This window comes from Lysinibacillus sp. Bpr_S20 (assembly GCF_023337835.1).
Lineage (GTDB): Bacteria > Bacillota > Bacilli > Bacillales_A > Planococcaceae > Lysinibacillus.
Genome location: NZ_JALNLQ010000004.1, coordinates 501,850 through 514,720 on the forward strand (window position 1 = coordinate 501,850; position 12,871 = coordinate 514,720).

Below are 12,871 nucleotides of genomic sequence, written 5' to 3' on the forward strand. Positions count from 1 at the left end.
ACGTTTTTTCCTAATTCCGATTAAATAACTGGTGGGCAAAAAAGTTGGTTGAAGGAAACGTTTATAACAAAAATTTAGACAACTAAAAAGCATTTTATAACGTCTTTCAGCAGGTGTCGGAAACACCGCTGAAAGACGTTAAAACCTCCGGACACAATTATGCTGTAATACCGTATGCGAATAAAGGAAGAGAAGATAATGACTATATTATGTGTTGAGGCGATAAAGTTCATTTCTACTTAAATAAAATTCAATTCCAGTTCATTTTTTTTTGTTTGAAAGTTTAGTGATAGTGAATGAAAAAGGGAAAGGGATTGCTATCCATTTTCTACCTCCGATATAATAAAATAAGGCAGATGGTAAAGTGAACTATGTTCAAATTACTAGAACCAATATCGAACAGCAATATATATGGTGTGCACTTTGTGCAACGCAGTACGAGCAGGCGGTAAATGAAAAGTAAGATGGTTAATGAACCGTACGGATGAAGGGCTAGTTTTAAAAGGAGCATTCCTTTTCATGCATATCAACTAAGGACGAAAGATGAAGCACAGAATGCACCTATCAATGGACTACCTTTGGACTGTTGATCAGTTTATGATGTATGAAATTATGCGTGCAAACAAGTTTGGAAATTATTAAATTCCTATTACTAGCAGGGAATTTATCTCGCTTTTAAGAACTTTAAAATTAGAGCAAATAAACAAATACCTAGAAAAGAGCCTAGAGTAAACGACCAAGAAAAATAATCGAAAAAAATGTATGCAATGAATAATCCCAGCATATAGCCGAGAGAAATGCCTAGCAATTGTTTTTTGATATTCAACGATCTCACTCCTTGCTGCGTGAAAGTATTATACTTATTTATAATATTAAGTAAATATCGATGAGAATCAAGAGAAAAGAAGGTGAACATTAGTTTTGAAAATTAGCAAACAGTATGCAGAACATTACATATGGGGAGAACAATGTGATGGCTGGCATTTAGTGAAGAATGATGGTCTCAGTATTATTCATGAACGTATGCCAGCTAAAACGGTAGAGACAAACCATTATCACCATCATGCACAACAATTTTTCTTTGTATTATCTGGAACAGCAACTATCGATATCGACGGAGAACGAATTGTGTTGCAAAAGAATGAAGGAATTGAAGTGCCGCCCCTTAAAGCGCACCAGATGCGTAATGATTCAGAGGAAGAGGTAGAGTTTTTGGTCATTTCACAACCAAATAGCAGGGGAGATCGTATCCAACTTTAAAGTCGTTTTCATTCTTTTGCATGAGGCATGTATTTATTTTAATAAGTATAGTAAATGCTAACAATTGCTAAGGGGATGTTTTACGATGAAGATTACAAAGGTGAAACTGTATGTGTATGATGTACATAAAATGAAGGAATTTTACTGCGATCATTTAGGATTTGCAGTAATAAAGAATACGGATGATTTTTTTGATGTAGCTGTTGGCGAAAGTATGATTACTTTTGAAAAAATACCGTATTTGATTAAAAAACAATATCATTTTGCGTTAAATATTCCATGCAATTTATTTAATGAAGCGAAAAGCTGGGTAAAAGAATATGCAGAATTATTATATTCAGAGGGACAGGATGAAGTATATTTTGATACATTAAATGCTCATTCTTGTTATTTTTATGATCCTGAAGGGAATATTATTGAGCTCATTTCAAGACAGGAAGTAAATCCAAAACAGGATGTAGAGTCTTTTTCACCCGAGCATGTATTAAATATTGCCGAAATGAATTTAACGACGGATGCTATTTATTCAGTAGCCGATAGTTTAAAAGAATACGGTATAATGCCAATGAATCATAACGAAATTCGTTCGAATGGTCTCACGTTTATGGGGAATTATGAAGATGGCGCAAATTTACTTTTAGGACCAAGTGAACGTGTTTGGTATTTTTCTAACAAAAAAGCAATTGTTAGCCCTATTGAGATAGAAATCAATAAAAACTTACAACTATGCATGACCGAAGATGGTGATTTTACCATTTCAAAGCTTTAAAAACACCATCAGAACTTTAAATCTCCTTTTAATTTTCATTAAGCGGGAGAAAAACTGCTCAAAATCCCAATTGGTGAAGATTAATAATCGGTGAGGATGAAGGAAGCTTCCCTGAGTTTCACTTCGGAATAGTTGTGAAAAAAATTCAGCAATCAAACATAAAGGAGTTAATTTATTGAAAGCTAAATGCATTAAATTATATGAATTTGGAAGCCCTCGGGAAGTTTTAAAGTTTGAAAATAAAACAATTCATCCCCCTCAAGAACAAGAAATTCTTGTTCGAATGCTTGCGCGACCTATTAACCCTTCAGATTTAATACCAATATGGGGGAGTTATGCTCATCGGATTTCTTTACCGACTATTCCTGGCTATGAAGGGATCGGTATTGTAGAGGATGTAGGTCCATGTGTTTCTCAAAGTCTTATTGGAAAGCGTGTATTGCCTTTACGAGGAGAAGGAACTTGGCAGGAAATTGTAAAAACAAGCGCAGAATTCGCAGTGGCCATTCCAGATTCTATCGATGATTTTACTGCAGCGCAAATGTATATCAACCCAATGACAGCTTGGGTCACTTGTACGGACATATTACAATTAAGGCCAAATGATGTTTTATTAGTGAATGCTTGTGGGTCCGCAATTGGACATATATTTGCACAGCTAGCTAAATTGTTAGGTTTTCAATTAATCGCGGTCACGAGAAATAATAGACATACGGACGATTTAATTCAGCTTGGCGCTTCCTATGTAATAGATACTTCAACAGCACCACTCTATGAGACAGTAATGGAACTAACAAATGGTAGGGGTGCTGATGCGGCTATTGATTCTATTGGAGGGGTGGCGGGCAATGATCTTGCTTTCTGTCTGAAATCTGGAGGGAACTTTTTAGCTATTGGTCTTTTATCAGGTGTGCAAGTGAATTGGCAGAGAATCGTTAAAGAAGCAAATGTACATGCCAATATGTTCCATTTGCGTCATTGGAATAAGCAAGTATCGGTAGAAAGATGGCAAGATACATTTCATCATTTAATCCATCTAGTTAATAGTGATAAGTTAAAAATGATGACGGTTGATACTCATTATGATTTGTTAGACATTAAAAACGCGATAACGGCTGTTGAATCATCTAAAACTACTAAAGGAAAGATATTTTTAACAAGTTATTAATAGAAACGAAGGGTAATGGTTTTTTACCCCTCGTTTTTTTTATTTTATAAGTAGTATTGCTAGCCTAAATACCATCAATTATTTTTAAATGAACATTCGATGCCACACAAGCCTCATCAGCATTATAGATACCCGTAAAAAAAAATTAGATAATGGAGAAACAATGAAATTCGTGCACTATCTTTTTTTATCCTTTAATCCAAATGAACTAAAAGAGATTCTAAAATGCATAAATATATGTTAATTTGGAGGAATTTACTTTAAATTTGCTAATTAACGATATTTTGGAATAATATTTGTTAAAATGTAGCCTTGTATAAAAGTTGGTTAGAGTGGAAACTAGATGACTACTTAAGATCAGCGCTAAAAACGAGTTATTTAAAATAGCTTGATGTTGTTTGGGAGATGAAAGTATGAAAGAAGCAATTTCTTCAGTTTGTTTAACAGCTGAAACAAAAATTAACATGATGAAGCATAAGTCTGCTAATTATTTGTTGTTAGCCATTTTCGGCGGACTTTTTATCGGATTTGGAATTTTGCTCATCACTACTATTGGTGGCTTATTAAGTCCAACTGAGGTACCAAGTATGAAAATCTTACAAGGGTTAGCATTTGGTGTGGCACTTAGTATGGTCATGATGGCTGGGGCAAATTTATTTACTGGAGATAATCTAGTTTTAACCGTTAGTACACTATCAAAAAAATCATCACCATTAGAGATGTTAGGCATTTGGACGTTTAGTTACATAGGAAATTTCTTTGGTTCTCTTTTAGCAGCCACATTATTCTTTTATTCTGGGCTAGCAGTGGGAGACACAGCGGCTTACATTGAAAAACTGGCTTCAGCTAAGATGAATGCTAGTTTCGTTGAACTTTTATGTCGAGGTATTTTATGTAATTTACTTGTATGCTTGGCTGTATGGTGTACTTATAAATTAAAAACAGAGACTGGGAAATTAGTGATGATTTTCTGCTGTATTTTTCCTTTTGTCACAATCGGTTTTGAGCACTGTATAGCAAATATGACATTGTTTTCTCTTGCTCTATTAATACCTCATGGTGAACTCGTATCCTATGCGGGAGCATTTTCAAATTTATTACCTGTAACAATCGGTAATATTATTGGGGGAGCCGTTATTGGACTTGTTTATTGGGTAAATGGCAGAGAGAAATAATTCACTAGATCGTGTTATTGTTCTTTACATGGTTTGATTTCGAAGTAAAACACTACGCTTCATGGTAATTTAAAAGTGAGTGTAATGCCTCTTTTAAACAGGGGATTTAAAGCTTTGCGAATTAGTTAATGGAAGAATATCTGATAGATTTCAACTATTAATATTTTGACTTAGAAATAAAAGATAGATAGAATGACAGGTAGAGTTGCTTATGTAACTCTACCTTTTTTATGGATGTTAATGTGATTAATGCTGTGAATTTTATAGATTATGTGAATATAAAAGAGAGGAGGAAGTCGAAAATGGAAAAAGAAGTGAACCAACATACGATCCTTCAAGCAATTTTAGAGCTTTCGAAGCAAATGCAAGACATGAAATCAGAACTTCAGCAACAAATCGAAGCAGTTGAAAAGAGACTGGGAGAAAAAATTGAAGCAATTGAAAAGAGACTAGAAGAAAAAAACGAAGTATTGGAGAAAAGACTAGACAAAGTTGAACAAAATTTAAGTCGAAAAATTGGTCTTGTAGATGCAAAATTTGATGTTTTATCAGTGGATGTAATAACGACAAAAGCTGAAGTATCTATGCTTAAACAAGTAAAATAGCATCAATTTTTGCCTCTGCATAATTGATCCTATATTCATCTATAGCACCAAATAGTAATGGAAGATTTCTGTACCTGTCGCTACATATTGGGTACAAAAGACATTCATTGATAGAAGTTAAATCAAACTTACTGTATCCCTTAAGGTTACGGTATTTTTTTGCTATAATGAATTTTACGAAGGAGTGAAAACATTGTTAAAAACAGAGGTATTCGAACAATTAAAAAAGGCAATGAAAGAAAAGGATGTCTTAGCAAAAGGTGTATTATCACTTTTGAAATCTGCTCTTGATTTAGCTGAAAAAGAAAAGGGAGACGCTTTATCGTCTGAAGAAGAAATGGCGATTGTCAATCGTGAAGTCAAGCAAACAAATCAGGCTTTAGAGGGCGCTCAAAATGCAGGGCGAGCTGATTTAATTGAAAAAGAGGAAGCAAAATTAGTCCTTCTAAAATCATTTTTACCGAAGCAATTAACGGAAGAAGAAATTGTAGAAAAACTTGTGGCAGCTGGGGTTGTAAAAGGAATGAACATGGGAGAAGCAATGAAAATTGCAAAACCTTTGTTAACTGGCCAGGCTGAAGGTGCTGTTATTTCAAAAGTTGTGAAGAGTCTAATTTAGAAACAAAGTGCTCAAGGAAATCTTTGTGAATGTTTGGCACTTTTTCATGCCAGTCTACGCCAATCAAAGATAGCGTATAACTAACACGATGGCTACTCACGATAAACAAACAAAAAAGACTTATAACAACTCAAAACAACCTCCTCAAGTAGTAGGAGGTTGTTTTGTGGGCACACACATTATTATTGTTCTACGTAATGTCCCTATTGTCAAAAAATGAAAATACCTATATACTGATTATTAACCACTGGTCAATAAGGAGGGTAATATGTCACCACGAAAGCCGTCAACAAAAGATTTGACGAAAGAAATGATTATAAATGAAGCTCATAAGCAATTTATCACAAAGGATTTTCACCAAGTATCAATGCGGAGTATTGCTAAAGAGCTTGGTTGTAGTCATGGGGCTATTTACTATCATTTTAAAAATAAAGCAGAAATATTTTATGCAATATTAGGTGATTATTTTTCTGAACTGAATAACACGTTGGATGAAACCGTGAATGGTCCTGGGGATCATAATACGAAACTATTGAACGTTTTTGTAGGCTATATGGCTTTTGGTTTAAATAATCAAAGCCAGTATGAATTAATGTTTATGATAAGAGATAGAGAAATTGATGGGCTTTCACAAGAGGCAGCGAACCTTAGCTATGAAAAATTTGCACAGTCTGTACAGTCCTTATCAATGACTAAACTATTGATTTCAGAGATACACTCTACATTCATTGCACTTCATGGATTTGTTGCACATTATCGCCATTATGTAAAAAATTATGAGGAAGCGAAACAAGCAGTGGATGCACATGCAAAATTTCTCATGAAGGCTTTAACATAAATATAGAAGCTAGCTCTAGAAAAATATCTAGAGCTTTCAATTTACAGTTATTTGACCAGTGGTTAATTAATCGAGGGAGGAATTAATGTTGCAAACAGCATTAGTGATTGGGGCATCTGGTGGTATGGGCTATGCTCTTGTAAATGAACTAGTAAATCGAAATATACAGGTGAAGGCATTTGCTAGAAATAAAGAAAAGTTAGTAGCACTTTTTCAGCATCACAAAAACGTCGAAATTATTTCAGGCGATGTATTTAATGAACAGCTCATGATGAATGCTTCAGATGGTGTTGATATTATTTTTCATGCTGTTAGTTTTCCATATCAGGATTGGGATAAGTACCATATGCGTTGCATAGATATGGTGATTAAAATTGCCCAAAGGCGAGGAACAAAGATTGCACTTGTAGACAATATTTATGCTTATGGGAGACAATCGACAAATCCTGTAATAGAGCAAGTTAGAAAAGAACCACAGACGAAAAAAGGAAAGATTCGTTTAACGATGGAAAATAAATTGAAAAAAAGTAAAGTACCCTCGTTAATAGTACATTTCCCTGATTTATACGGACCAAATGCAGAGAATACAATACTCTATGAAACATTAAAAAATGTTGTACAAGGTAAAAAAGCTAATTTTGTAGGGAATATGCAAGTGAAAAGGGAATTCCTTTATACAGTTGATGGCGCAAAGGCTATGGTTGAGCTTGCATTACGAGACGACACCTATAATCAGAATTGGAACGTGCCAGCTGTTCATCCAATCGCAGGAGAGGAACTAGTAGAAATTTTACGTGAAATTACTGGCTATCAAAAAGGCGTTCGTACAGTTTCTCAAGGCATGATCCGACTATTTGGAATAGTTAGTCCTTCTATGAAAGAAATAGTTGAAATGTTGTATTTAACAGAAGAACCAGTCATTTTAAGTGGGGAGAAATATGAAAAGGAAATAGGTGCTTTACCACGTACTTCATATAAAGTAGGGCTTGAAGAAACGATTGCATGGATGAAAAAAAGAGTATAGGACTATTAAGCGTAAAAAATCCGCATAAACTTCTGTTGGTAAAATCTTACCTACAGAAAGTATAGCGGATTTTTGTGATTAGTTTTTCTTATAGCTGAAATTTTTGTATAATATTTCGAAGTTGCTGCGCCATCTCAGCTAAATTATTTGAAGACGCAGTAATCTCTTCAATACTAGCTGATTGCTCTTCGGAAGCGGCAGCCACATTTTGAATGTTTCCAGATGATTGAACGGCTACAACACCAACTTCCTCTACTGAAATTGCAATGCTATTAACGCCATCATTAATACTTGAAATGATGTTATTAACAGAATCCATTTCTTGAGTAAGTGAAGTAATATGCGAATATATTTCTTTAAAGGCTTCACCGGATTCATTAAAAGTAGTTGAGCTTTCTGCAAGGTTACTACTACTAATTTCCATAGATTTCACAGCTTGCACAGATTCTTCTTTAATCGTTTCAATACGTGTCCGAATACTGTTAGTTGCTGCTAATGATTGGTCAGCAAGTTTACGTACTTCTTCGGCTACAACCGCAAAGCCTTTTCCATGCTCACCGGCACGTGCTGCTTCTATAGATGCATTTAAAGCGAGTAAATTTGTTTGATCTGTAATTTCATTAATTAAGGTTACAATGTCGCCAATCTCATTTGAGTAAGTGTTTAAACGTTTCACAACCTCTGATGTCTCTTGAATAGCATTAGATGTGACAACCATCTTTTCTGTAGCACTTTGAATCGTCGTATTACTTTTTTCTGAAATAGAAGATGCACTAAATGCTTTTGTAGTGACATCATTAACGCTTGATACAACTTCAGACATCTTTGTGGAGATTGTCGTAATATTACTTTCTACCTCTTCAATAGAGGAAGTCTGTTTATCTGACCCAGCAGCTACTTCTTGCATGGAAGATGTTATTTGTTGTATAGAGGCACTTGTTTGCTCAGAACTTGCCGATAACTCTTCAGACATCGCAGCTACTTGCTCAGCATTTTCAGCAATTTGCTGAATAAGTGAGCGTAAGTCTTCTGTCATATTTTCAATGCCCTCAGAAAGCTGTGCAATTTCATTGGAACCCTTTATTTGAAGGGATTCAACAGCTAAGTCTCCTTGTGCCACCTTACCAACATAGTTCGTCATATTTTTAATTGGTTTTATGATGCTTTTACTAATGAAGTAAGCCACAATAATACCGAATATCAAAAACATCACGGTCATAATGATACAAGTCCAAAGAGTCTTAGTTTGCAGTTTAGAAATGAAGGAGGCGTCCATATCTAAACCAAAAAGAATATCAGTATCTTTAAATGGTATAAAAATCGATTTATGAATACCGTATTCATCTTTATAAATATCACTAATTTGAGCGCTTCCAGTATTTAACGCTTCATTCATGTCATTACTAAAAACATAATCCTCTTGATAGTCATCTTTCTTACTTAATGCCACAATATGTTCTTTGCCATTTGCACGCGATATAACAAAAGCATTTTGAATATCATACTCTTCAATTGTTTCATTTAATTCATTTAATATTTCTTCATATTTTTTCTTATCACCGTTATCTGCAGCTTTGACATCTTCTTTGTTTAGATCATCAAAAATTGTTTGAGATACAATCTCTAATGAAGACTCAAATTGTTTAATAACAAAATTATCGATAATCTGATAAGAAAAAATAAATAATACGATACTAAATATTACCGAAATAATAGCAATGGGAATAGTAAAACTTGCAATATATTTATAGAGTAAAGAACTTTTAAATTTTTTGGCTATATTCAACTTTAGCAGCCTCCAATACTTTCACCTTTTGTTGTAAGAAATGAATCATATCACTAATATGTTCAGTCTCTGTATAAGGAGAGATTGAAAAGAATTTTGCAGCAGCGACTGGAAGTTGTTGTTTAGTATCGCTAGTGCTGACAGTACAAACACGTGTCGTATCACCGAAAAATACTTCGTCGCGACCTTCTCCTATAATTTCGAATAAAGAAGCGTTAAGACCATTAATATATTCAATCTGGTCTTGTGTATAGCTACCTGATTGTTCAGATTCCCAATTCAAGCCTTCAGGATAAAAACGGAATGCTGTAACTGGTCCAATATTAGACTCATTGACTACTTGTAACATTGGTGTTTTCTCAGCTAACTGCGCACGGAACGCTAAATTTACACGCACATAATTTGCTAATATTTGTTGGTAGCCTTCTTTACCAAACGCTTGTAATGCAGCATAAATAGCAATTGAACTACCCATACGAGAGCACTCTAATGTATAACCTGTATGATAAGAACCATAGCCGCGATTACCTACATAAGGTGTGTCGAAGTCATCGATATCTAATAACTGTAAATGCTTGCCTTCTTTTATTAAGAATAAGCTTGTTAAATACGGTGTTTGACCAAGCTTTTGGAAATCGAAGCAAAGACTATCTGCAATAGGGAGGTATTGCATACGTTCTCTAATTTGTTGTAATGCTTGTAAAACATTAGGCTCTAACTGAAGTGAATTTGCCTTGAAGTCGTAATCATTGAAAAAGGCATAAAAACCACCTAAAGCTGAATCGGCATGAATATGTATAGATTTTAAGGAATACTTTTCTTCAAGGTCAGTGGTAACTTTTTTGATTGCTTGTACATCATCAATGGCAAACTGATCGGTAGCGCCTGTTGTAGCAACTACATACACGGGAATGCCACCATTTTCGATAACTTCAGTCATACGTACTCGTAGGTCATCAATATCCATAGAATGGTCTTTTCCAGCTTTCACACGAATTAAATGCTTGCTACCAATGCCGACTGCTTCAATAGATTTTAATAAGCTGTAATGAGCATTTTCTGAAGCGAAGCAATATAAATTATTCGGTACGCCATCTTCTTTAGCGTTAGGGAATTGTTTAGCGATGGCAAGACGAAGTCCACTGAAGACAGCTCCTTGTCCACCCCAAGTTGTGTAACCAAAGCTTTGTGTATAGTCGTAGCCAACTAACTTCGACATCATTGCGACTACTTTTACTTCACATTCAGCAGCAGCAGGTCCGTATACATCCCATAGATTGTTGCCGTTAAGCAGAGCATTTGTGAATTGTCCTAATATTCCGGGAATGCTAGCCATTGGTAAAACGTTCGTTACAAAGTTGCGTGTATGGTAAGGATGCCCTTGCATCAATTGTGTTAATTCATTCACAACTTGTTCAAGTCCTACACCCGAAGTTGGTACATCATTTTCTTGCATTAACTCTTTATAGAAATTGTCAGAGCGCTCTTTCATTGGTCCGAGAGTTGTTGTTTTTGTGTTTTTTAACGCATCCAATGATGAAACAATTTTCTCCAATAGGGCTAAAAAACTCTCTCTTTGTTCGATATTTCCATCTTCACTTTGGAATAATTGTTGGATTTTTTTCATATACATCTTCCTTTTTAGTTCATTTTTCCTTTATATTTTATTCCTAAAAAATAGGTAGTTTTACCAAAATTATAATAACATATTATAGTAAAAAATGAATTTATATTTTATAGGATAATTAATTTCAGTTAGTTCTAAATAATCTGATTTGTATTAAAGCTAAATATAGGAAGAAATATTGTCATAGATTATATTCGAAAATGTTGATTTCTAAAGGATGTTTATAACTTTTTTTATGAATTGTTGAAAAGAGAATGATGAAGGAGTGTAATGTGGTAGTGAATTTTTAAATATTAATTATTATGAAAATAATAATTTTATTGAACGTGAATATTTTAATGCTTTATGACTATTAGGAATAAAAACTTCTAGTGCTGCAATTTAATTCTATATCATTTTATATAAGATGCAGCAGATAAAAGAGCCTGGTTGAATAATATCTAGATATAAATCAGGTGCTAATTTCCATGCAATCATTCATACGCCTTACAATACTGATAATTTTTACAATGATAAACCATACTACTGTAGAGGTGAAAAAATGTATAAATTGCTATCGCATAATGATTTAGATGGGGTAGGCTGTGGGATTTTGGCCAAGCTTGCCTTTCAAGACCAAGTAAAAGTAAAGTACAATTCAATTTCATCGCTAGATCGTGAAATTGAGTATTTTTTAGACAATAACCAACAGGATACATTTCTGTTTATTACAGATTTATCTCCAAACGAGGAAAATGAAAAGAGATTAAATGATTATTATACCGCGACTGGCAATGTTCAACTGATTGATCATCATAAAACAGCTTATCATTTGAACGATTATGAATGGGGTAAAGTAATAATAGAAGGTGAAGATGGCTATTTAACATCAGCAACGTCTTTATTTTATCAGTATCTTGTTGCCCATGGATATTTAGAACAAACGAATGCCATTACAGATTTTGTAGAGTTAGTGAGACAGTATGATACATGGGAATGGGAAAAGAATGATAATCAGCAAGCTCGCCGGCTGAATGCTCTCTTTTTTTTAGTATCCATTGAGGAATTTGAAGAAAAAATGCTTCACCGTTTAAAAACAAGCGAACATTTTGATTTTGATGAATTTGAAAAGAAAATTTTGAGTATGGAAGAAGAGAAAGTAGAACGGTATATCCGTCGAAAAAAAAGAGAGCTAGTGCAAACATCGATAGGCGAATACTTTACAGGTGTGGTTTATGCAGAATCGTATCATTCAGAGCTGGGTAATGAATTAGGAAAAGAAAATGTACACCTTGATTTTATAGCAATATTAAATATGGGTGGCAAAAAAATATCCTTTCGTACAATTCATGATCACATAGATGTTTCGGCAATTGCAGCACAATTCGGAGGGGGAGGACATCAAAAGGCAGCTGGTTGCTCTTTGACAGATGAAGCTTATGAGCAGTATGTGGCTCAAACATTTCATATAGATCCAATACCAGAGGATGCGAAACGAAATCGCTATAATTTAAGGTTTTCTTCTTTTGGGACAATGTATAAAAACCTTAAGGAAGAATTTTTCCTCCTATATTCAATAAGTGATTTAGATTGGGTAATTGAAAAAAACAAACTGCCATTAGATCAAATCTTTACAAGTTTTTATGAAGCGGAATGGTTTTTAAAAAGAAATTATCAAGCATGGTTGGTTAAAGATGAGTTGTTTGTAGATTATTTAATGGAAGAGGCCAAAAAGGTTCGACACCAAGAGTAAGGGATATAGATCTACGGCAAAACGGGTGGTTGATCTCCGTTCCGACTGGGCGCTTTCCTGGGGGCGTCCAGTCGGAACGGAGATCAACCGCTTAACATAGCATATATCTTCAGGCATGTCGCTAGTGATAAAACGAAACTTCAACAAGATGTGTTTTGTGCGAAGGCTCGAGCGACAACAACAACATAAGCGAAGAAAGTGGGTTGAAGTTTGCACTCTGGAAAGCCAGACCTTAGAAACATATATATTCTCACTTCTGTGTAGAAAC

11 protein-coding genes are annotated in these 12,871 nt (G+C 34.5%); 9 read left to right on the forward strand and 2 right to left on the reverse strand.

The window, feature by feature from the left end; genetic code table 11:
- The first annotated feature begins 921 nt into the window (after positions 1 to 921).
- From MWJ95_RS13410 to MWJ95_RS13445, 8 genes are all read left to right on the forward strand, one after another.
- Positions 922 to 1,260, forward strand: coding sequence for a cupin domain-containing protein (locus MWJ95_RS13410; RefSeq protein WP_249072608.1), 339 nt, complete (start codon positions 922 to 924; stop codon positions 1,258 to 1,260).
- Between the two features lie 85 nt (positions 1,261 to 1,345).
- Positions 1,346 to 2,029, forward strand: coding sequence for a VOC family protein (locus MWJ95_RS13415; protein WP_249105996.1), 684 nt, complete (start codon positions 1,346 to 1,348; stop codon positions 2,027 to 2,029).
- 175 nt (positions 2,030 to 2,204) lie between these two features.
- Positions 2,205 to 3,197 carry a zinc-dependent alcohol dehydrogenase family protein gene (locus MWJ95_RS13420; protein ID WP_249072606.1) on the forward strand — a complete coding sequence of 331 codons (993 nt, stop codon included), beginning with the start codon at positions 2,205 to 2,207 and terminating at the stop codon, positions 3,195 to 3,197.
- A 413-nt stretch (positions 3,198 to 3,610) separates the two neighbouring features.
- Positions 3,611 to 4,372, forward strand: coding sequence for a formate/nitrite transporter family protein (locus MWJ95_RS13425; protein ID WP_249072605.1), 762 nt, complete (start codon positions 3,611 to 3,613; stop codon positions 4,370 to 4,372).
- Between the two features lie 302 nt (positions 4,373 to 4,674).
- Complete coding sequence (locus tag MWJ95_RS13430; protein ID WP_249105998.1) at positions 4,675 to 4,977, forward strand: hypothetical protein; 303 nt, start codon at positions 4,675 to 4,677, stop codon at positions 4,975 to 4,977.
- A gap of 193 nt (positions 4,978 to 5,170) precedes the next feature.
- Positions 5,171 to 5,596, forward strand: coding sequence for a GatB/YqeY domain-containing protein (locus MWJ95_RS13435; protein ID WP_249072603.1), 426 nt, complete (start codon positions 5,171 to 5,173; stop codon positions 5,594 to 5,596).
- A gap of 268 nt (positions 5,597 to 5,864) precedes the next feature.
- Positions 5,865 to 6,434, forward strand: a complete 570-nt coding sequence (locus MWJ95_RS13440; protein ID WP_249072602.1) for a TetR/AcrR family transcriptional regulator — start codon at positions 5,865 to 5,867, stop codon at positions 6,432 to 6,434.
- An 88-nt stretch (positions 6,435 to 6,522) separates the two neighbouring features.
- Positions 6,523 to 7,458 carry an SDR family NAD(P)-dependent oxidoreductase gene (locus MWJ95_RS13445; protein WP_249106067.1) on the forward strand — a complete coding sequence of 312 codons (936 nt, stop codon included), beginning with the start codon at positions 6,523 to 6,525 and terminating at the stop codon, positions 7,456 to 7,458.
- An 88-nt stretch (positions 7,459 to 7,546) separates the two neighbouring features.
- Here the strand turns inward: MWJ95_RS13445 and MWJ95_RS13450 are convergent, their stop codons facing one another.
- Positions 7,547 to 9,244 (reverse strand): methyl-accepting chemotaxis protein, encoded by a 1,698-nt coding sequence (locus MWJ95_RS13450; protein WP_249105999.1) that lies wholly within the window; start codon positions 9,242 to 9,244, stop codon positions 7,547 to 7,549.
- Complete coding sequence (locus tag MWJ95_RS13455; RefSeq protein WP_249106002.1) at positions 9,222 to 10,871, reverse strand: pyridoxal phosphate-dependent decarboxylase family protein; 1,650 nt, start codon at positions 10,869 to 10,871, stop codon at positions 9,222 to 9,224. Before MWJ95_RS13455 ends, MWJ95_RS13450 begins: the two co-directional genes overlap by 23 nt.
- 541 nt (positions 10,872 to 11,412) lie before the next feature.
- On the opposite strand from MWJ95_RS13455, the gene MWJ95_RS13460 reads away from it, so the two are divergent.
- Positions 11,413 to 12,603, forward strand: coding sequence for a DHH family phosphoesterase (locus MWJ95_RS13460; RefSeq protein WP_249106004.1), 1,191 nt, complete (start codon positions 11,413 to 11,415; stop codon positions 12,601 to 12,603).
- Positions 12,604 to 12,871: the final 268 nt, after the last annotated feature.

Excerpts from the sequence above, each read along its gene's own strand:
- MWJ95_RS13415 (WP_249105996.1), top strand. The coding sequence starts at position 1,346 with ATGAAGATTACAAAGGTGAAACTGTATGTGTATGATGTACATAAAATG.
- MWJ95_RS13425 (WP_249072605.1), top strand. The coding sequence starts at position 3,611 with ATGAAAGAAGCAATTTCTTCAGTTTGTTTAACAGCTGAAACAAAAATT.
- MWJ95_RS13430 (WP_249105998.1), top strand. The coding sequence starts at position 4,675 with ATGGAAAAAGAAGTGAACCAACATACGATCCTTCAAGCAATTTTAGAG.
- MWJ95_RS13440 (WP_249072602.1), top strand. The coding sequence starts at position 5,865 with ATGTCACCACGAAAGCCGTCAACAAAAGATTTGACGAAAGAAATGATT.
- MWJ95_RS13455 (WP_249106002.1), bottom strand. The coding sequence starts at position 10,871 with ATGAAAAAAATCCAACAATTATTCCAAAGTGAAGATGGAAATATCGAA.
- MWJ95_RS13460 (WP_249106004.1), top strand. The coding sequence starts at position 11,413 with ATGTATAAATTGCTATCGCATAATGATTTAGATGGGGTAGGCTGTGGG.